Genomic DNA, 20,878 nt, shown 5'->3' on the forward strand with positions numbered 1-20,878 from the left:
GGTATTACTTTTTAATATAATTTAAATTATGAAAAAACTATTTTTATTTATTGGGTTTTTAACGATTTCAACATTAACAGCTAATGCACAAGACATTGCAGACAATGCGATTGGTATTCGTTTTGGTGACAATAGTGGTTTTGGTGCCGAAATATCTTACCAAAGAAAATTAAGTGGATCTAATCGATTAGAAATCGATTTAGGTATAAGAAAAGGTAATGCTTTTAAAGCAACTGGGCTTTACCAATGGGTATGGGAAATAGAAAATCAATTTAACTGGTTTGCTGGTGCTGGTGGAGGTATTGCTTCTGCTAGTGGTAATAGCGCTATTTTTGCTGCAGGTGTAGTTGGAATAGAATACAACTTCGACATTCCATTAGTACTTTCTTTAGATTATAGACCAGAGATTGGTTTTAGTGATTATTATGACGGTTTTAATTCTGATTTTGGTTTAGGGCTACGTTACCAATTCTAAATTATCAAAATAAACAACAATACAAACCTCCATTATTTGGGGGTTTTCTTTTTACTAGCTCTTGCTAAAGGGTTATAATCTAAAGCCAATTGTAACCAACCTTTAAAATCTTCATCTAAATCTATTGCTTCTTCAGTTAAAAACACAAAACCTTTCATTGGTTTACCCGTAAAATTCATTTCTTTACACCCTTTTTTCTGTAAACAGTCTTTATATATATTGGGGTCTATACGTGCCATTACTTCATCTTTAATTACCGCAACACACATTTTATCATTTACCATAAAACAAAGACCTCCAAACATTTTTTTTTCATAAAAATGAACGTCACTCTCATTAAAAAACTGTGTTATTCTATCTGATAAAAATTCATTATATGCCATTAATTCTTTTTACTCGGTGGGTAACTCACTAACACTTTTTCAATTACTTTTTTATAATGCAGCTCTCTTTCTTCAGGTGTAGTTCTTTCTTTTATCTCGCTCTCTGCAATTCCTTGCCAAATAAGTTCATTATTTTTACGCTCTACAAAATCAATTGTTAACTGCTGATTCATTTTTTTACTTCCAATAGGTATTCCGCCTGAAATACCAAAACCAACAGTACCGCCACCTCCTATTCCAAGTCCAATAGTATTTCTATTTGCAACCTCACTTTCTTTTGAAACAATATTTATATATACATCAGGAGTATCTGATAATTTCATCCCCTTTTCTTGTAATTTATACAACAATTCATTTGTAATTCTTTTTACATCCAATTCGTTCAAACCATTACCTGCATCTTCAAAAAAGTTGAATGTTTTATATTTTTCAAAATTTGTTTTACTATCGTAATCATAAATCACTTTAGTTGAAGAACAACCTACAATAAATAATAAAAAAAGATATTTTAATAGTTTCATAAAAATAATTTACAATGCTACATCAATAATCATACCTTATAAAAATGCAAAAAGCTTCGATTACTCGAAGCTTTTTTAATTAGTCAGTTTATTTTTTATTGAACTGCTTTTAAAGCATCAATATTTCCATATCCAAATTCAGCATGTTTACTTGGATAAAAATCTGCAGATTCTTTCATTTTTTGCAATACTTGTGCGCGTGACCAAGATGGATGCTTAGCCCATACTAAAGCTGCAATACCTGCAGTTGTTGCCGTAGCAACTGATGATCCTCCTACATAATTAGCTTGATTATTATAATAACTTAATGTAGGCACATTATTATCGGTCCCATTTGTTCTTTGCATTTGAATCGTAAAATCAATTTTAGATCCAGTATGACAAACATCACATTTGTTATATTGATTTTCTCTTACACCAGTAACAGCAACAGTTTCTGACATACTTGCAGGAAAAATCACCCCATACCAAGTAGTAACTGATGTTGAAGTACCACCTGCTGCTAAAATCATTTTACCTTTACTATGTGCATATTTAATTGCGTCAGAAACGTTACCTATATTAAAAGGTGAGCCTATTGACATAGAAATTACTTTTACATCATTTCTATTTGCCAAAGCAGTTAAAGCTTCAACAATTCCCCTTTTCTCATGATAATCATTAATAAACACATTTTCAACAGCTCTATAACTTACTAAATTCGCATTATAAGCAACTCCTACTGGTAGGTTATCGTTATTTCTTGGCGCCGTTGCTACTGCTGCCATTTTAGTACCATGTCCACACTTATCATTTACTCCGTCATAATCATTAGACCAAGCCCACCAAGAATCTACAAATGTCCCATACTTCTGAACAGTTCTTCCAGAAGAATACCCATCATTAAAATATTGGTTCATCCATTTTTGTTCTGGCGACAAACCAGAATCAATGATAGCAATTGTTACACCTGCTCCTGTACTATAATTCCATGCTTGTGGAATTTTGTGTGCATCAAAAGACCAAGGTACTCTTGCTCCTGGAGAAATAGTACGGTAATCATTCGTACTTAAACTTGCCGTACCGTAACCACAACCTGAACCTCCTGAAGAAGAACGTTCCTGATTATTTGATTCTAAGAATTGATAATTACCTGGTTCTATATATCGTACTCTACTATCTTTTAATAAAGACTCAATAGTTTCTTTATTCGTTACTTTAATATCTATAACATTAATTGTTTCATTAACATATAACTCACTAGTTCCTCTCGCTGAAGTTTTTTCTGAACTACGAACTAACTGAATTAACGCGTCTTTAATATTTTTAGATGCTGCATTTCTTGCAAAATTACTTTTAGAAGTACCATAACCAATTGTTAAAATATCATCTCCATGTTTTACAGCACTCAAAATTGTATGAGCTGTCTGCCCAGTCCAATTAAAATCACCTGTAGACGCTAATGAGCTCTTAATAATGGTATTAATTTCTTTTTTTGTAAGTAATTCTTTTTGTTGCTCTGGAGCTTCTAACAGTTCATTATCTGCACAAGAAAACATTGCTAAAACAACAGCTAAACTTAATAATTTTTTTTTCATTTTTGAAGGGATTAAATTTAAAATTTAACGAATATAACAAAACAAACACTAATAATCAACGAAATACATAATTAAAAAGTTAATTTAACATCAATTAAACAATAATTAATATTAATAAAAAAAGAGCCCATAGGCTCTTTTAAATAATTTATTTCTTGAAAATATACTACTATTCTATAACAACTCTTGTTGGGGTATCTTTTCCCTTAATTATACTTTCTGTTCCTTTAGCTACTGCTTTAATTGTTTCAGTAATTACAGTCATATTTAAAGTTTCAGCTTCGTCTGATACTTTATGATAATCCTTATCAACATCAATTGGTGTTGTAGAAAAAGTATGAGAAGGAACACCTAAACGAGCCAAAGAAGCATTATCAGATCTAAAAAATAAATTAAATTTTTTATATGGATCAGGAAATAATTGATACCCTGTACCAATTAAATTATTTTGAATAATTTTACCAAAATCTGAACGCTCAAAACCTGTTAACCAAGCTGTATTAGGCCCAAAACTTGGCGTTTTACCAATCATTTCTAAATTAATTCCAGCAATAAATTTACTTGCATCAATTCCTTTACCAAAATGCTTCGAACCAATTAACCCCATTTCTTCAGCAGTAAAACACACAAATAAAATGCTACGCTCATTAACACCTTTTTTTGTGAAGTATTCGGCTAAAGACAAAACACCAACAACACCAGAGGCATCATCATTTGCTCCGTTAAAAATGCGATCACCTTCCCCACCTTTCTTTGTACCTAAATGATCGTGATGTGCAGATACAACTACAAATTCGTCTTTTTTACTTTCCCCCTCTAAAACCCCAATAATATTACTCATTTTAATACCTTTATAAGTAAATTCTTGGCGATACGTTTTTAAACCAGCAAATGTTTTTAAACCAATACGTTTAAATTCTTGCTCTATATACCTCGTTGCTTTTTCCATACCTTCAGTTCCTGGCTTACGCCCAGCCATTTCATCGGATGCCAAAGTGTATAAGTGTTTTTTAACAAGAGAAGAATCTATACTAATTAAATCAGCATCAACATTTGTTGATAATACTACGGTACTAACACCTACCTTTTGATTACCTTTTTTTACTGTTTGACATGATAACATCGACGAGGCAATAAGTGCCGATACATATATTATTCTTTTCATCATATTCTATTTATACTATTGATTCTTATTTAATTTAAAAGGTTAAATATAGCCAATTAAATTTCTTAATTTTGTAGAAAATTTATAAAGATGGACTTGAAACTTATTCCGAATATAAAACACACAGATTCTAATAATTTTTTCCTTTTGGCAGGACCTTGTGCTATTGAAAGTGAAGAAATGGCTATGCGAATTGCAGAAAAAGTAATTACTATTACTGATAAGCTAGAGATTCCTTATATTTTTAAAGGAAGTTTTAAAAAAGCTAATCGTAGTAGAATTGATAGTTTTACGGGAATTGGTGATGAAAAAGCATTAAAAATTTTAAGAAAAGTTTCTGAAACTTTTAATATACCTACAGTAACTGATATTCACGAAGTTTCAGATGCATATAAAGCCGCTGAATATGTTGATGTTTTACAAATTCCTGCTTTTTTAGTTCGTCAAACCGATTTAGTTGTAGCTGCTGCTAAAACAGGTAAAGTTGTAAATTTAAAAAAGGGGCAATTTATGAGTCCTGAAGCTATGCAACATGCTGTTAAAAAGGTACACGATGCTGGTAATGAAAAAGCATGGATAACCGACAGAGGAACGATGTTTGGATACCAAGATATGATAGTTGATTTTAGAGGTATTCCAACAATGCGTCAATACGCTCCTACTGTTTTAGATGTAACACATTCGTTACAACAGCCAAATCAATCAAGCGGTGTTACAGGTGGAAGACCAGATATGATTGAAACAATTGCAAGAGCTGGAGTAGTTAACAATGTTGATGGTTTATTTATTGAAACTCACTTTGATCCTGCAAATGCAAAAAGTGATGGAGCAAATATGTTACATCTTGATTATTTAGAAAAACTACTAACCAACTTAGTTACCATTAGAAAAACTATAACAAATTTATAGGCACAATTTTTGATAAATAAAGTTGTTATAACCCCTTAAGATGAAACAACTTTATTTTCTTTTACTCTTTACTGTGTTTTCTTTATTTGCTCAAGATTTTTCTTATGTAGATAATAAAATAAAAACTTACCCTAAATTAATAACCGCAGAGAAACTAGCAAATAAAATAGCAATTGACTTTAATTCAGATGAAGAAAAAGCAAGAGCTGTATTTTCCTGGTTATCATTTAATATTAGTTATAATTTAAATGAGTTTTATAACCCTAAGCAAAAAAAAATAGGCTTTAGATATAAAAATGAAGCTGAAAAGCAAGAAAAATTAAAAGCGATAAAAGATGTTTTTGCTGTAAAAACATTCTCTAATAGCACTGCTTTATGTGAAGGTTATGCTCGAGCTTTTAGTAAAACTTGTACGCTTTTAAATATTAAAAATAAAGTTATAAAAGGTTACGTACGAAATTCTTCTTATGATATTGGTAAAATAAAAAATCGCGCCAATCATGCTTGGAATGCTGTAAAAATTAATAATAAATGGGTTTATATTGATGCTACTTGGGCTGCTGGTGCAGTTACCAACGGTCGTTGGCAGCGTAACTTTAATGATTACTATTTTAACATCCCTAAAGAAAAATATTTTTACACTCATTTTCCTGAAGACTCTTTATGGAGATTACGTGTAAAAAAAATGAGTTTAACTACTTATTTTAAACAACCTATTTACACGTCTTCTTTTCTTAAAAAGCAATACCATCTAGTAAAGCCAAATACTGGTATTATTCATAGAAAAATCAATGCACCAATTGTTTTTACACTTAAAAATGTTAAACCCAACCAATCTATTTACTGTGGTTTTAAAGGCCTAAAATATGCAAAAAAAGCAAAAACTACTTTTAAAGGAAACATCGTTACAATTAGTATTACTCCTCCTACTAACAGCAAAGAACTCTATTTGATTATAGATAAAGAAGTTGTCTTAGAGTTTCTTCTAAAATAGATTTACTATATTTATAACAAAACAATTGCTTCATGAAAAAACTTGCTGTACTTTTTTTATTTATTTTTATAAATAAAAATCTATTTTCTCAAGATTTAGAAAAAGTTGACAAAATAATATCTTCTTATATGAAAGCTGAATCTGTTGAGGGATTAGCGAAAAGAATTGACTACGATTTTAAAACAGAAATAGAAAAAGTCAGAGCTATTTATACGTGGATCGCTTTAAACATAGACTACAATACACTTAAAAACAAAACATTAACACCTCCTAACTTTATAGTTCATACAACTAAATCTGATTTAAAAAGGGCTAGAGATCGAAAAGAAAGTCAATTAATTAATCAGGCATTTAAAAATAAAAGAGGAGTTTGTTACGAAAATGCTTTACTATTTAATAAACTATGCAACCTAATTAATCTAGAGAGTGAAATGATTTATGGTTATTCTAAATCATCAGTTAATTCTATAGGTATCATCCCTAAAAGTAAAAATCATGCTTGGAATGCTGTAAAAATCAAAGATAACTGGTTATTATTTGATGCTACTTATGGGGCTGGTTATATTTATAATAAAGTTTGGCAGAAAAAAATAGATCTAGCTTATTTTAATGTTAAAAAAGAAAAATTACGATTAACTCACTTTCCTTCTAGTAAATTCTGGAAACGTTACTTAAACCAAAAGCCTTTAAAAGAATTTTGTAATGAGCCTTTTTATCAAAATGCATTTTTTAAGTATAAAATTGGTCTTTTAAAACCTAATACAGGTAAGATAATTGTAAGCAACGATGATAGAATACACTTAAAAATTAAGAACCCTGAAGACATAACCAATATTAAGTATATATTTTCTGATGATGATAAAATTAGAATACCTGTAATTAAAAGCAAAAACTCTTTAACTGATATTTATTTTAAAAACCCTAAAAGAAACACCAACATTCATATATACATCGAAAATGAATTGGCTTTAGAATATAAAATTAAATTACATTAATTTGATATTCTAATCGTATAAGCTTCTAGTAAAACTGATACTAATATTTCTTCTTTAATTTCTTCTATCGTATAATAACGCAATGATTTGACAGCCTTTCTTTTTTCTATCACTAAAAATTCATTATACATTTTCAATGTTGTTTTAGAGTAAAAACCTACATCAATATAACCTTTTTTAGTGGCATTAAAGTAACATAAAGGCTTACCTTTTAAGTAATAGAAAGGAATTTTCCATTTATACAATAATTCTATTTCAGTAAAATTAGCTTCTATTAAAACCTGAAGATGCAATAAAATAGTTCTTAACGGCTCTTGCTGGTTTAATATGTATTCTTCTGCTGGTTTCATTCTCCTCCTTAAAAATTATTTTGGTATTGTAAAGTAAAAAATTGTTCCTTCTCCTAATTTACTCTTTAACCAAACTTTACCTCCCATTGTATTAATTATTTTTTTTACTAACGCCAAACCCATACCTATAGAATCCTTTTCTGTAATTATTTCTAACTTTTGAAATAATTTAAAAATTTTTTCAAAATACTTTTCTTCTATTCCAATACCATTATCTTCAATAGAAAATTGATAAAATTGATTAACCGTTTTATAACCTATACTGATCAATTTTTCTTCATTATCATTATACTTTATAGCATTTTGAACTAAGTTTTGGAACACCTGTAACAACTGATATTCAATACCTTTTACCTTTGGAAAAGTGTCTTTTAATAAGACTCTACATTTTGCTCTAGAATTGGCTTTTGCAATATTAGTTAACATTTTATTTAAGTCTATATCACAACTATAATTACCTTGTTTTTTTTGTAATGAATATTCTAAAATACCATTTACCAACAACTCCATTTGGTTACTTTGTTCTTTTATTAACTGTAAATTACTATTTATTTCTTCATTAAAAACACTTTTATGATCATCTAATAACCATTGTGTTATGGTATATACATTTCTTATTGGGGTTTTTAAATCATGAGATATAACGTATGCAAACTCTTCTAGTTCTTTATTTTTTTCTGTTAAAATATTTGTTCTCTCAAGCAAATCTTTAGTTCTTATTTTCACTTCTTCTTCTAACTTTATATTATTCTTAATTAGCTTTTTTTTATACGTTAGAGAATTATTTAAAATAATAAAAGAAAAAAAGAAAATAGTAGTCATTGATATTAGAATAGCTACTTCATCGATAGCTGGTACCTCTGAACTAAATAATCTAAAATAAATATGAAGTAAACATGTAGCAGAAAAAAAAATTATTAAAAAACGATCTTTAAGTAATAATACTGTACCAAAAACAGATACATAAGTTCCTAATAAATAATCTAAACTAAAATTATTAAAATAAGTCGTATATATTAAATAATGACCAAAAATAAATAGAGAAAAAAAAGTAATCCATCCATAATTTTCAAGTACTTTTTTATTTTTTGTAAAAGGCAATAAACCAACAATTAAAAATAAAAAGAATAGCACTTCTCTAGCTCCATAAATTTCAGTTGCGTTTGGGTTTACACTAAAAATTAAAATAGAGTACAAAAATAAGCCAGGACTCATCATAAGAAAAACAATACTTATGTTTTTAATTTCAAAATCTTCTAACTTACCAATACTTTTTAACATCTTAAAAATTATTTATTTAAAATTAACATACAAGATAAAAGTATATTATTAATATATACTTATAAAAGCTGTTTTTTACTTTAAAATACACTTTTTAGTTAATTAGTACCTAACATAATTTAGATGTATTTTACTCCCTTCTTATTTTTAATATTAAAAACTTATTATACACTCTAAGAGTTGTTTTTAAATAAATAAATTTTCCTTTATACGACAATTCAAACTTCAGTAAAATCAAGAAGTAATAAAATAGTTTTTAAGCACTCCTATGATTTTAATATCTATTCTCTACTAGTTTTATATAAAATTTAATTTGTAAAAATGAAATAAAACACTTTACTTTGCGTTTCAAAGTTCTTTATAAATGAATTCACAAGATTATTTAAAAGATATTTCAGAAATTAAAAACTTAATGAATAAATCATCTCGATTTATTTCATTGAGCGGTCTTTCGGGTATTTTAGCTGGTATTTACGCGTTAATTGGTGCTGCTTTTGCTTATTGGTTAGTAAATAATCATTCAAACGGTAAATTATTACTTGATGGCTGGGTGTTTCAACTTGCTTTTTTAGATTTATTACTTGTATTAATTCTAAGTATTGGTACTGCTATTTTTCTAACAACTAAAAAAGCGAATGAGCGTAGTATTAAAATATGGGATGCAACAACTAAACGATTATTAACAAGTTTTATGGTGCCTTTAATTGCTGGAGGAATTTATATTATTATTATTTTAAGTCAAGGCCGCTACGGACAAACAGGCGGATTAATGTTACTCTTTTATGGTTTAGCTTTAATAAATGCCTCTAAACACACTTTTGGAGACATAAAATATTTAGGATATATAGAAATTGCTCTTGGTCTTTTAGCTTCATACTTTATTGGTTATGGTTTTTGGTTTTGGGTAATTGGTTTTGGTGTTATGCATATAGTTTACGGTACTTTAATGTATTATAAATACGACAAAAAATAGTTTTGAAAAATATTATTCTAAATATTAATAAGGCTTTTGATCATAGAATCCGACTAGGAATAATGTCTGTTCTTATGGTTAATGAGTATGCTGAATTTACAACACTAAAAGAATTGTTAGGCGCTACTGATGGTAATTTAGCTAGCCATAGTAAAGCTTTAGAAAAAGTTGAATTTATTAGGGTAGAAAAACAGTTTATAGGCCGAAAACCAAATACGAGGTATTACGCAACAGACTTAGGTAAACAAGAATTTAAGAAACATATAGAGGCTTTAGAAAAGCTAATTAAAAATAAATAATATTTTTTTACATATCAACTTTGAAAAACAAAGTTCTTTTAAATAAACATACTATGGAAACATTAAACAAACAAAACGGAAGATTTGGAAAATGGGTTAAAACATCAATCACAGCACGAATGCTTATGGTTGGTTTCTTAATATTAATCTTATTAATTCCACTATCATTTATTAAAAGTTTAATTTATGAACGCATGAACAGACAGCAAGAAGTTGTTAAAGAAATAAATAAAAAATGGGGTAAAGAAGTTTTACTATATGGTCCTATTTTAAAAATACCTTACAAAACATATCATAAAAAATCAATTGTAAATCAAAAAACCAAAGAAGTGCAAACCGAAATGGTTGAAGAGATTAATTATGGTTATTTTTTCCCTAAAAAACTGGATGTAAATTCTACTATAAATCCTGAAGAAAAGAAACGTGGCATTTATAAAACAGCCGTTTACAACAGTAATATTAATATTTCGGGAAGCTTTACACAACCTGATTTTAGCGAAATGGATATTTCAAAAGAAGATATTCTTTGGAATAAAGCACGGTTAATAATAGAAACTTCAAACTTAAAAGGTGTTAATAGTTTGGTTGAAATTAAATTGAATAAGAATACATATTCTTTTACTTCTAAGTATAAAAACAACAATTCTAATAACACCTATAATAACGGCTATCTTGATTTACATAAACTAGAAAGTAAGTTTATAAATAAAGATGATATTCCTACTAAAAATGATGTTGCCTTTAGCTTAAACATAAACATTAATGGTAGTAAACAAATTCGTTTTATACCTGTTGGTAAAGAAACTAATATAAATATAAAGTCTGATTGGAAAACCGCTAATTTTATTGGTGAATACTTACCCTATAATTCTGATAAAATTTCTAAAACAGGTTTTGATGCTAGCTGGAAAATTTTAGATATCAACAGGCCTTTTCCTCAACAATCTTTTAAAGGAATTCCTAATTTAAAAGATTATGCTTTTGGGGTAAACTTTATGATTCCTGTAGATGAGTACCAAAAGAGTGAGCGCTCTACTAAATATGGATTTTTAGTTATTGGTTTAACTTTTTTAATCTTTTTTCTTATTCAAACAATGAGTAAAATTTCTATCCACCCGTTTCAGTACTTAATGATTGGTGTTGCTTTAACTATGTTCTACACATTATTAATTTCTATTTCAGAGCATAGTAGTTTTTTAAAGGCATATATAGTTTCAGGAATCGCTGTAATTGGATTAATTTCACTTTATTCAAAATCGATATTAAAAGGAATGAAATTTCCGATATTCATAGCGCTATCATTAATAGCTTTATATGCTTTTATTTTTATAATAATTCAATTAGAAAATTACGCATTACTTGTTGGTAGTGTTGGGCTTTTTGTTATTCTAGCATCGGTAATGTATGCTTCTAGAAAAATTGATTGGCAAAACGGATAATTAGATTTGTTACTAAACAGCGTAAGACTTCATATACATGAAGTTTTACGTTTTAAAAATTATATATATGAAATTCAATTTAAAAAGTTTTATAACCTTTGTATTACTATTTATAACTGAAATTGTTATTGCACAAACATCAGGTTTTATACGACATACGTTTGGTGATTTTCTGGTTGTAATGCTACTTTACTATTTCGTAAAGTCTTTTTTTAATATTGCTCCTAAAAAATTAGCAATCTCAATTTTAATTTTTTCTTTTAGTATTGAAATATTACAAAATTTTAATTTGGTAAAAATGCTTGGTTTAGAAAGTTCTAGAATGGCAAATATTATAATAGGTAATACCTTTAGTTATGGTGATTTAATTGCCTATGCATTAGGTATTGTTACTGTATTAATTATTGAATTGGTGATTCAAAAGAAACAATAATTCATTTATTAATAAAAAGACAGGTTTCGTTATTTTAATAAAATTTATTTTTATGTAATGTTTGATTTTGATTTCGACGAATAATTGAATCTAATTTAAAAAAATGAAAATTAAAAAACTAATCGCATTATTTGTTGTTGCAATGACAACCATGTATTCTACTGTAAATGCACAAGGCTTATTAGATGGATTTACATCTAAAAAAGGTGATTTATCTATAACGTCTTCTTTCTCTATTAGTAAATACGATGCTTTTTATGTAGCTGATGTAAAAAATGAAGGTGTTCCTGTTCACGGAGAAATAAATCAAAATATTATTTCTCTTTACGCTAAATATGGAATTACTGACCGTTTGTCGGCTGTAATAAATGTACCTTTTATTTCTGCTGATAATACAACAGGAGCTGCAGACCCTGTAAATGGTAAAAATTCAATATCTGAATTACAAGATATTTCAATAGCTTTAAAATTGAATGCCTATAAATTTAATTTTAAAAAAGTAAACTTAAATGTTATAACTGGTCTTACAGCTATTATTCCTACTGGGTATGAACCTAATGGAATTTTATCTCTTGGAAGTGGAGCATTCGGATTTGATGTTACTGCTGGTTTACATTTAAACACTGATAGCGGTTTATTTTCTACAGTTTTAGCTTCTTATAACCTTAGAGGTGATGCTGATAATAACTTAACACCTGGTAAAGATTTTGGAGTTCCTAATGCTTTTGTTACTAAAGCTAAAATTGGATATGCTAGTAAATTTATTTACATTGAAGCTTGGGGTGATTTTTTTAACTCTGAAGAAGGTGTTGATATTGGCTCTCCTGCTTTTAAAGGTAATTTTCCTGAGACTAATGTAGATTATAGTAGTGTTGGCGTTACTATATATAAAAACATTATTCCTAAATTGGGCGTTAGTTTAGGATTTGGTAAAGTAATTGATGGTAGAAACATAGGTGAATCGACTACCTTTTCGGCTGGTTTAACTTACAATGTATCTTTAAAATAACAACTTAATAATAAAAACAAGGCTTATCTATAACTAGATAAGCCTTGTTTTTATTATTATAAATTTAGTAACTATTTATCTACTCCTATTGTTTTTAAAACTCATTATTGTATAACCAACCTAGTTGTTTCTAATGCTTGCCTAGAAATTGTTTGTACTGTATAAATACCTGAATTAAAATCAGATAAATCTAACATCAATTTATTATCAATAGTATTTTGATTTAATACACTACGTATTAAAATACCATTACTATTAAATACTTTAAAAGTAATATTAGTAGTTGGTTTATTAAATAAAAAGGTAAAACTACCATTAGTACTTGGGTTAGGAAAAGCAATATTTTCTTGTACTGAAACCATACGTTCTCTTTTTGAACGAGGTGCAACTACATTAATAATATAATCTTCTGTTTCTCCAAACCACTCATCACCACAAGAGCTTATTTGATCAGCATAAACAGCTCTAACACGCATTCTTGTTCTTCCTAGTTTAGCCGAATTTGGAACTATAAAAAAACTTAACCATTCATTTTTTGTTGGATACTTTACATTACTTAATATCATTTCTTCAGATACATCATCAAAATCTCCATCTTGATTCCAATCAACCCAATACCCAACTTTTGTATTTCTCCAAGCCGTTTCAACCTTTATAGTAATTAATCCTGCCTCATTTAAATTCGTATAAGGTCCTTTAGTTACATTTATATTATTAAACTCGTAAAATTCATAGCCACTATTATATGTAGTTGTATTTCTAACTCCAGAAAAACCAACTTCTGTAATATGTTGCCCTCTTGGATTTTCATTGGTACTTTCACAATATATTTGCGTAGTATCTTGTAATCCGTTTGATTCGTTATTCTGAGCAATAAATAATTGCGCTAGTAATACCAATACTCCTGTTAATAATTGTTTTTTCGTATTCATGTTTTTTTCTTAGTAAAATTTAAACTTTAATTTCATTTTATAAGACAAAATTAATTCGCTATGGTTAATTAACGTGGTTTTAAATGTTACTAAACTGTATCTATACGAAAAATAAAACAACCAATAAACAAGCGAAACAACCATCTATTAAACAACAACTTACTAAAAACAAAAAACCTTAATTTAATATAGGAATAACATAAAAACGAAAAAAAAATCACTTTATAAGTGATTTTTTTCAATAGTATTCGAACTCAGAATAATAATATAAAATTAATCTCTAATTTTTCGCAAAATTTCTTCTAAACCATTTAATTGCATTTCGTATACCAGCCCCATCATTTTACCTAATTTTCCTTCAGGGAACCCTTTATTTTTATACCACACTAAATAATATTCAGGAATATCAACTAAGTAAACTCCTTTATATTTACCAAAGGGCATTCTCATTCTTGCAGTATCAATTAAAAACTGTTTATCTGGCAACATATTTTTGGTTATAAAAAACCCCGCTAAATGCGGGGTTTTATTTTTATTCTTTTCCGTCTACGTAATCTTGCAAATATAAATATCGTTTGGTTAATTTCCCTTTATTTGTTGTCATTTTAGATCTCTCTAAAATTCCATCTTTATCATTGTTATAAAAAGAAGGAATTACATGTTCTAAAAACATTTCTCCAAAGCCTTCACTAGCATCTTTTGGTAGCTCGCAAGGTAAATTATCAACAGCCATTACCGTAATTGCTTTTTCATCTCTAAAATCTACCTCATCTCCTGTTTTTGGGTTATATCCGTATATAGGATCTGCAATTGTAGAAGAACGAATTGTAGAAGGAATAGGTCCGTTAACATCACAAGAAATATCTGCAATGTATTTTATTCTAAAACCGTCTTGTTTTGCATTCTCTTTTGTGAAAAAATACGGTGCTCCGTCTCCATAAAAATGACCCGCTATAAAAAAGTCTGTTACTTTAGCATACGGCATAAAGTTACTTTCATATCCACTAGGGTCTTTATAAAAAGCGAATCTTTCTCCTACTTTACCATCTGTACGTTTATTGTATTCCATAACATCTGCCATGCAATACACTGGCTCAGAAAAATCAGCTGTTAAATACAGTGCGTCACTAACTTCTTTAATTTTTAAATGGTCTAAAATTTCTTTTGCTCCTTTAGCAACTTTACCTGTACCTGTAAGTAATATTTTAATATTTGGTAAGGTAATTTTATTAAGTGCTGCTTTTACAGCATCTAAATCGCTAAGTGTTTCTACTTTTGGTAAATCAAATAATTCTTCTCGTAAACCTAAAGCTCTAAAACCATTGTATGCTCCTACCAAACCAGCGTAACGACCAAAACCTATTAATCGTGCACCATTTTGTTTTATAATGGTTTCGTGATCATACATTTCAATATTTTTTTCTAACATCGCTTTTAACAGCTTACGATTGTATGGCTGCTTTTTTATGGTATGTGAAAAGAAAAAATATTTTTTCCCAGATATTAAAGCTTCTAACGGAACTTCTTTTACGCCCAACAACACGTCGCAATCAGAAACATCGTTTACAACCTCTATTCCTACATTTTTATATGCTTCATCTTTAAAAACACGAATATCTGAACTTTCTACAACTATTTCTGCAGTTGGGAATTGTTGTTTAAACTCTTGAAGTTTTTCTGGTGAAAAAACCACTCTTCTATCTGGCGGATTCTTGCGTTCTTTGATGATACCGAATTTCATTCTTCTTTTTTGTATAAAATTAAACAAATTAACTACAATTGTTGTAAATTAATACAACGTAGGCGAAAATACTTGATTTAAAAGTATTGTACAAATAGTATTTTCATATATTTGCTCCCCACAATTTTTAGGTTTTAAACAAATGTATTGTAACTATTGTTTTGAAACTTTACGATTTGTGTTCTTTAACATATTTGGGGACGACTGGTTTTGACAGCGAGATCAGCGATAATGTAAGCATACCGAGGAGTGAAGAGACAACTCGTTAAACTTTTTTTCAACTTTTTAAACGGCGAGAATAACTACGCTTTAGCTGCTTAATCCGAATCACAGTAGGATTAGCCTAGGCACACAAGGTGTGCAAGCTTTATGTCCACGGATAGCCTTGATTTACGGCGCTTCACTTTTGGATATCGTAAAAGTAAATATAGAAAACTTGAAACTTCGGCAAGTTTTTGAAACTAAAGAAGATAAGCTATTAACAGAATGTTCTTAATCAGTTACTAGTCGAAAATTAAGAAAGAAATAAGTATGTAGAAAGCATTTGAACTGCTTGTTTGGACCCGGGTTCGATTCCCGGCGTCTCCACAAAGAACCCCTGTAAACTTTATGTTTACAGGGGTTTTAATTTTAAGTTTTCAATTAAAAATAATTTAATTGTTTTAAACACAATTATAAAACAGTGCATTTTTATAGTTAAAACTCCCCTATTACTTAATCTTCAAAAGAGTGACTAAATTCAATCGTAAAATATTTTTTTTACACCAAAAAATCAGCTACAAATACATACATTTGTTGCTCACAAATGTAGCGACATGGAAAATTTATCAAAAAACATCAAACATTTAAGAACTTTAAAAAAGCTAACTCAAGAGGCTTTAGCTGAAGAACTATCAGTAACGCGATCTAGAATAAGTTCTTATGAAGAAAATAGATCTTCACCAACGATTGAGTTTTTAATAGATTTTTCTAAATATTTTAAACTTCCTATTGATATTATTGTTAAAAATGATTTAACCAAAGCCAAAGATGTTTCTTTTATTGAAGTTGGTAACAAGCGAGTATTATTCCCAATAGCAATTGATGATAATAATGAAAATTTAATAGAAGTTGTACCTGCTAAAGCTTCTGCTGGTTATTTGCTAGGTTATGATGACCCTGAATATATAGAGCAACTAGAAAAAATAAAATTGCCTTTTTTACCTACTGGCAAACACCGAGCTTTTCCTATAAAAGGAGATTCTATGCTACCAATGAAGGATGGTTCTTATTTAGTAGCTGAGTTTATTGAGAACATAAAAGAAGCGAAAAGTGGTTATTCTTATATTGTAGTAACTAAAGATGATGGAATGACTTATAAAAGGTTAGAAAATTTAGTTGATGAAAAACAGTCTTTTTTATTAAAACCAGACAACACAAGTTATCAACCTTATGAAGTTCCCGTTTCTGAAATATTAGAATTATGGAAGTTTACATGTAGTATTAATACACAAGAGTATGAAGAGCATGAATTAAAATTAAGCAGCATTATAAATATGTTTAATGAGTTGGGGGTAGAATTAGAAGCGCTTAAAAAATCGATAGGGTAATTTATATTACTTTTTTAATTTATCATTTAAAAAAATTGTTTCCACTGAATTTTCTTTGAATTCGACTATATGTAATAATTCATCTTTTTTATTAGAATATTTCCATATTCCCCTACTATAACCATTTATAAAACCTCCTTCTTTTTCTAAATTCCTACTTTTATAATAAGATTTCCATTTCTCTGATTTTTTACTATCTAAATAATTACCTTTTTTAGCATAATAAAATTATGCTAGTATAAGAAACTTTGGGCAGTTAATAAAGTATTTTTGTTTTTTCTCTTAAATACTTAATTTCATATTTAACGGATTTTGTAAATAAACACAGAACTTTTGATATTGACAAAAAGCTCTATGTTTTTTACATCTTTGCTAGTAATCATTTTATTATATAAAATTCAAATATTATTCAATTAATTGTAATAAGTAATTGTAGGTTTTAGAACCTATAGTATAGGTACGTTTTCCTTCATGATACTTATAATTAATTGTTGCATCTGTCCAAGGTATTATAACTTCATTTTTTTCGTTTATAATAGCACATTTATTATCTTCTGTTCTACAAACTTGAGCAAAACCATGACTAAAATTGTCAGAACCATCCTTTTTATAAATTTCAGGAATTATTATCTTTCCCTCCTTGCTAATATAGCCTGCTTTACTATTACAGGTAATCAGATGTAGGTCTTCTAAATCATTTTTCCAAATTTTGTATTTTATTGGTAAAATAATTTTATTATTTATATCTACAATACCTTGATACCCATTTTTCGTTACAATATACAAGTTGTTATAAAATCGTTCTAATTTATTGTAAATTAATGGAATCGAAAGTTTTCCATTAAGTCCCATTAGTCCAAATAAATTATTTTTTTTCATTTCTAAATCTGAAAATTGCTTATTATATATATCATATATAAAAGGTACTTTTGTTTCACCGTTTTTATCTACAAAACCTATTTTATTATTTTTAATAGCAGATACTATAGGAGCGTATTTAAACCAAGATGTTCTAATATTAGTTAAACCTTTTGTACCTATCTCTTCTCCTTTGTTGTTAATAAAGGTGTATGTTTTATCTTTTTTTTGCGCAATAATATAAAACTCTTCATTATATTTTTCTACTACTATGTCTAAATATTTAAAACCAGAAACATTCTCTTTATTGCTATTAAAAATAGCATAAAAATAATTATCTTCTTCTTCAAGTTCTGCTTTTACCAAATTTTCTGAAAGTGCTTCAACATGAACTACTTTTTTAAAGATTTGTTTTTCTACATTTAAATAATAATATTGTTCAGCCTCATCATTATTATCTTTAGCTAAATAAAAAGTATTTCTTTTATTAAAGCTATCATATTTTAAATACTCAAAATTTGTATCAGGAATTGTAAAAAGTAATTCGTTTTTAGTATTCATCACTAAGGTTTCTACTTTTAGTTCATTCAAATAAAAGGTTGAAGGATATTTATTCCTAGCAATAAAATCGAAATCTAAACTTTCTCTTTCTTTTTCTATATAAAATTTTATTTTATCAATATTACCATGAAAACTATATTGTGAACCATTATGTTTACGATTTAGTAATATAATTTTGTATTTTATTTTTTTTATTTCTTCTTTTATTTTTTGATGATTATCTATATTTTTAATATTTTGATAGGCCTTTTCTAATATTTTTAGAAGCTCTTTATTATATTTTCTAATTGTATTTGGAGAATAATTTCTACTCTTTTTTTTCTTTAATTTTCTGCCATTAGAGTTATAAGCTTCCAATTTAAAAAAATTTACATTCTTATTGTTTTCAAAATGAATATAGTTGTTGCTAATATTCCTTATTATTATACCTTCTTTATTTTTAAGTATTTCTTTTTTAGAAAATACAATTGTATCGTATGATTTAGTGTAGTTAATATTAGCAGTAATTAATAGACTATCTATATATTTTGCTTTACCAAAATTTATATTAAAATAACCAAAATTAAAAAATGCTTCTTTATTAAAGGTTGTATCAATTTTTTGTGTATTCAAATATTTTTTCTTTAAAGTATATATGTCTTTAAATACTTCTTTATCTTCATGAGAGTGTGTGTAGAATCTGTTTTTAGTATCAAATCTAAGATAGATACTATCATTTTTAAAATTCTGAATTAAAAAAGTGCTTTTTTTAAGAGCTTCTACTTGTTTTTTTATACCTTTTAGGTATAATTGAAAAGGAAGACTATATTCTTCCTTTACAAGGCTATCCTTATCAAAGATATATTCTTTTTCATTTGAAATTCCATCCTCAACAGCAGTTATACTTTCTTCAAAATTAGCTTTTATTTCTTTTATTGTAAAATTCTTATAATATTTAAGAACGTTATTTAATTCTATTTTTTCTTTTTCAGTGAGTTTTATTTTTTCAATATCAAAAGTTTCTTCTTTGGTTTCTTGACTACAACTAATATTGAAAATTAATATTATTAATAGGGTAATTATTTGCTTCATTTTACCTAAATTATTTAATTGTGGATTACTGAGTTTAACTATTACCAACATAACTCATAACTACCGTATTTCTCAGTAGTCTCTAAAATAACAATTTTACTATTAGTATATAACTATAAAAGAATTGACTTTAAGTGATAAAAAACTACACCTATCTTTTAAGTACTCAATTTTAAGATACACTCGTTAATAGGAAATGATACTCCATCATTTTATTTTGTAGAATATTTTTAAAAAGGATACCTTTTACATATACCTCCACAACTTCTTACTCAGAACGATAAAAAAGCATGTAATACTTAATCGATTCATTAAGATTATAACATTTAATTTCCTTGGATGTTGTAATCGTTCCTTTTTTGCAACCATGCAAAACCAGACAATAATATGCCTAATCAAAGTAAACAACTATTTTTAACGTATTGGCACTAATTTATCGGAACCTTTTGGTTTGTGCAGAAAAATCTTAAAAGAAGATGTTTTATCATACTCTTTACCTGTTTTAGAACTTATATAGATATAATCAAACCGTAACGCATAACTACCGTATTTTTCAATGCTCTCTAGAGTTACAATTTTACTATTCGCATATAATTGCAGTTTGTAGTTCTCTAAAGGTAAGAATTTTACTGTTGGATCGTCTAAAATGAAGTTATAGCCGCCAGTAAACTTTTTAAATAATTTATCATCATAATATTCAGACTCCGCTTTTTGAAATTCAGATTGGTAAAATAACTGAAATAAAGCTTCACGGTCTTTGCGTTTAGCTATATCAATTACATTTTTATGAAAATTAACCACTTCTTTTTCAAGTACGTCAACATCCATTTCACTAAGGTCTTGGCTCTCTCTCCAACCTGTAAAATCGTAGGGCACAGTAGCCTCAAAAGTAAAACTATCTCGGTATTCTAATTGCCCTGTGGCTATAAATTGTTTTACTCCATTGTTATCAATTATTGGGGTAGTATATTCTTTTATAACTTTATTATTCTTATAATCTTCACTTTTGGCTACTTTTTTTATTTTTATAATGCCACCAAAACCCATTCTAAAAGGTTTGCCTTTAAGCGATTTAAAAACCACGTCTACCTTTTGAGTGCCCGATTTTAAGATATACTCGTTAATAGGGAATGAAACTGCAGAATTTTTATGTTCAGAATATTTTTTAAAGGGTATATCATTAATATATACTTCCATAATTTCTTGTTCAGAACGCTGAAAGTATAAATAGTGCTTTACAGACTTGGCTAGATTATAACGTTTAATTTCGTTAGGGATATTATTAAATTTTTTCTCGTTAGGTCCCATAATAGTTTCTTTTTT

At 27.9% G+C, this 20,878-nt stretch carries 21 protein-coding genes and 1 other RNA gene; 11 read left to right on the forward strand and 11 right to left on the reverse strand.

The annotated features are described in order from the left end of the window. Positions 1 to 28 precede the first annotated feature (28 nt). Positions 29 to 475: a hypothetical protein gene (locus CXF68_RS19780; protein ID WP_028887504.1), complete on the forward strand. Its 447-nt coding sequence runs from the start codon at positions 29 to 31 to the stop codon at positions 473 to 475. Between the two features lie 32 nt (positions 476 to 507). Here CXF68_RS19780 and CXF68_RS19785 read toward each other — a convergent pair whose 3' ends face one another. The 4 genes from CXF68_RS19785 to CXF68_RS19800 all read right to left on the reverse strand — a co-directional run bounded on the left by CXF68_RS19785 (position 508) and on the right by CXF68_RS19800 (position 4,121). After that, complete coding sequence (locus CXF68_RS19785) at positions 508 to 858, reverse strand: TfoX/Sxy family protein (protein WP_101047019.1); 351 nt, start codon at positions 856 to 858, stop codon at positions 508 to 510. Continuing rightward, a complete protein-coding gene (locus CXF68_RS19790) occupies positions 858 to 1,379 on the reverse strand; it encodes a DUF4136 domain-containing protein (RefSeq protein WP_101047021.1) in 522 nt (173 codons plus the stop codon). Before CXF68_RS19790 ends, CXF68_RS19785 begins: the two co-directional genes overlap by 1 nt. A gap of 95 nt (positions 1,380 to 1,474) precedes the next feature. Continuing rightward, positions 1,475 to 2,956 (reverse strand): S8 family serine peptidase, encoded by a 1,482-nt coding sequence (locus tag CXF68_RS19795; RefSeq protein ID WP_101047023.1) that lies wholly within the window; start codon positions 2,954 to 2,956, stop codon positions 1,475 to 1,477. A gap of 169 nt (positions 2,957 to 3,125) precedes the next feature. Continuing rightward, positions 3,126 to 4,121 (reverse strand): M28 family peptidase, encoded by a 996-nt coding sequence (locus CXF68_RS19800; protein ID WP_232771689.1) that lies wholly within the window; start codon positions 4,119 to 4,121, stop codon positions 3,126 to 3,128. A 90-nt stretch (positions 4,122 to 4,211) separates the two neighbouring features. On the opposite strand from CXF68_RS19800, the gene kdsA reads away from it, so the two are divergent. The 3 genes from kdsA to CXF68_RS19815 are packed head-to-tail and all read left to right on the forward strand — an operon-like array spanning position 4,212 to position 7,019. Further along, positions 4,212 to 5,030 carry a 3-deoxy-8-phosphooctulonate synthase gene (gene kdsA / locus CXF68_RS19805; RefSeq protein WP_101047027.1) on the forward strand — a complete coding sequence of 273 codons (819 nt, stop codon included), beginning with the start codon at positions 4,212 to 4,214 and terminating at the stop codon, positions 5,028 to 5,030. Between the two features lie 40 nt (positions 5,031 to 5,070). Next, a complete protein-coding gene (locus tag CXF68_RS19810; RefSeq protein ID WP_101047028.1) occupies positions 5,071 to 6,024 on the forward strand; it encodes a transglutaminase domain-containing protein in 954 nt (317 codons plus the stop codon). Between the two features lie 32 nt (positions 6,025 to 6,056). After that, positions 6,057 to 7,019 carry a transglutaminase domain-containing protein gene (locus CXF68_RS19815; protein ID WP_101047030.1) on the forward strand — a complete coding sequence of 321 codons (963 nt, stop codon included), beginning with the start codon at positions 6,057 to 6,059 and terminating at the stop codon, positions 7,017 to 7,019. Here the strand turns inward: CXF68_RS19815 and CXF68_RS19820 are convergent. Continuing rightward, complete coding sequence (locus CXF68_RS19820) at positions 7,016 to 7,369, reverse strand: DUF1801 domain-containing protein (RefSeq protein ID WP_101047032.1); 354 nt, start codon at positions 7,367 to 7,369, stop codon at positions 7,016 to 7,018. The genes CXF68_RS19815 and CXF68_RS19820 overlap by 4 nt on opposite strands. Before the next feature lie 15 nt (positions 7,370 to 7,384). Next, positions 7,385 to 8,650, reverse strand: a complete 1,266-nt coding sequence (locus CXF68_RS19825; RefSeq protein WP_101047034.1) for an ATP-binding protein — start codon at positions 8,648 to 8,650, stop codon at positions 7,385 to 7,387. Between the two features lie 364 nt (positions 8,651 to 9,014). Here CXF68_RS19825 and CXF68_RS19830 point away from each other — a divergent pair, with 364 nt between their 5' ends. The 5 genes from CXF68_RS19830 (at position 9,015) to CXF68_RS19850 (ending at position 12,803) form a co-directional block, all read left to right on the forward strand. Further along, positions 9,015 to 9,623: a hypothetical protein gene (locus CXF68_RS19830; protein WP_101047036.1), complete on the forward strand. Its 609-nt coding sequence runs from the start codon at positions 9,015 to 9,017 to the stop codon at positions 9,621 to 9,623. Between the two features lie 2 nt (positions 9,624 to 9,625). Next, positions 9,626 to 9,922, forward strand: a complete 297-nt coding sequence (locus CXF68_RS19835; RefSeq protein ID WP_028887514.1) for a transcriptional regulator — start codon at positions 9,626 to 9,628, stop codon at positions 9,920 to 9,922. Between the two features lie 53 nt (positions 9,923 to 9,975). After that, positions 9,976 to 11,361, forward strand: coding sequence for a cell envelope integrity protein CreD (creD, locus tag CXF68_RS19840; RefSeq protein ID WP_101047038.1), 1,386 nt, complete (start codon positions 9,976 to 9,978; stop codon positions 11,359 to 11,361). 67 nt (positions 11,362 to 11,428) lie between these two features. Continuing rightward, positions 11,429 to 11,794 carry a DUF2809 domain-containing protein gene (locus CXF68_RS19845; RefSeq protein WP_101047615.1) on the forward strand — a complete coding sequence of 122 codons (366 nt, stop codon included), beginning with the start codon at positions 11,429 to 11,431 and terminating at the stop codon, positions 11,792 to 11,794. A gap of 103 nt (positions 11,795 to 11,897) precedes the next feature. Beyond that, positions 11,898 to 12,803 (forward strand): transporter, encoded by a 906-nt coding sequence (locus CXF68_RS19850; RefSeq protein WP_101047040.1) that lies wholly within the window; start codon positions 11,898 to 11,900, stop codon positions 12,801 to 12,803. A 104-nt stretch (positions 12,804 to 12,907) separates the two neighbouring features. Here CXF68_RS19850 and CXF68_RS19855 read toward each other — a convergent pair whose 3' ends face one another. From CXF68_RS19855 to CXF68_RS19865, 3 genes are all read right to left on the reverse strand, one after another. After that, the gene (locus tag CXF68_RS19855; protein ID WP_101047042.1) at positions 12,908 to 13,735 is read right to left on the reverse strand and encodes a GEVED domain-containing protein; all 828 of its coding nucleotides are present in this window, start codon (positions 13,733 to 13,735) and stop codon (positions 12,908 to 12,910) included. Positions 13,736 to 14,008: 273 nt separating this feature from the next. Beyond that, positions 14,009 to 14,224 carry a DUF3820 family protein gene (locus CXF68_RS19860; protein WP_028887519.1) on the reverse strand — a complete coding sequence of 72 codons (216 nt, stop codon included), beginning with the start codon at positions 14,222 to 14,224 and terminating at the stop codon, positions 14,009 to 14,011. Positions 14,225 to 14,267: 43 nt separating this feature from the next. Then, positions 14,268 to 15,476 (reverse strand): NAD(P)-dependent oxidoreductase, encoded by a 1,209-nt coding sequence (locus tag CXF68_RS19865; RefSeq protein WP_101047044.1) that lies wholly within the window; start codon positions 15,474 to 15,476, stop codon positions 14,268 to 14,270. Positions 15,477 to 15,672: 196 nt separating this feature from the next. Between CXF68_RS19865 and ssrA the strand changes: the two genes are divergently transcribed. Together ssrA and CXF68_RS19875 are read left to right on the forward strand one after the other, a co-directional pair. Then, positions 15,673 to 16,067, forward strand: a transfer-messenger RNA (tmRNA) gene (ssrA, locus tag CXF68_RS19870). A 224-nt stretch (positions 16,068 to 16,291) separates the two neighbouring features. After that, a complete protein-coding gene (locus CXF68_RS19875; protein ID WP_101047047.1) occupies positions 16,292 to 17,065 on the forward strand; it encodes a LexA family transcriptional regulator in 774 nt (257 codons plus the stop codon). A 405-nt stretch (positions 17,066 to 17,470) separates the two neighbouring features. Here the strand turns inward: CXF68_RS19875 and CXF68_RS19880 are convergent, their stop codons facing one another. Together CXF68_RS19880 and CXF68_RS19885 are read right to left on the reverse strand one after the other, a co-directional pair. Further along, complete coding sequence (locus CXF68_RS19880) at positions 17,471 to 19,555, reverse strand: WG repeat-containing protein (RefSeq protein ID WP_198553865.1); 2,085 nt, start codon at positions 19,553 to 19,555, stop codon at positions 17,471 to 17,473. 414 nt (positions 19,556 to 19,969) lie between these two features. After that, positions 19,970 to 20,863, reverse strand: coding sequence for a hypothetical protein (locus CXF68_RS19885; protein ID WP_101047051.1), 894 nt, complete (start codon positions 20,861 to 20,863; stop codon positions 19,970 to 19,972). Positions 20,864 to 20,878: the final 15 nt, after the last annotated feature.

The organism is Tenacibaculum sp. Bg11-29, assembly GCF_002836595.1.
Classification (GTDB): Bacteria; Bacteroidota; Bacteroidia; order Flavobacteriales; family Flavobacteriaceae; genus Polaribacter.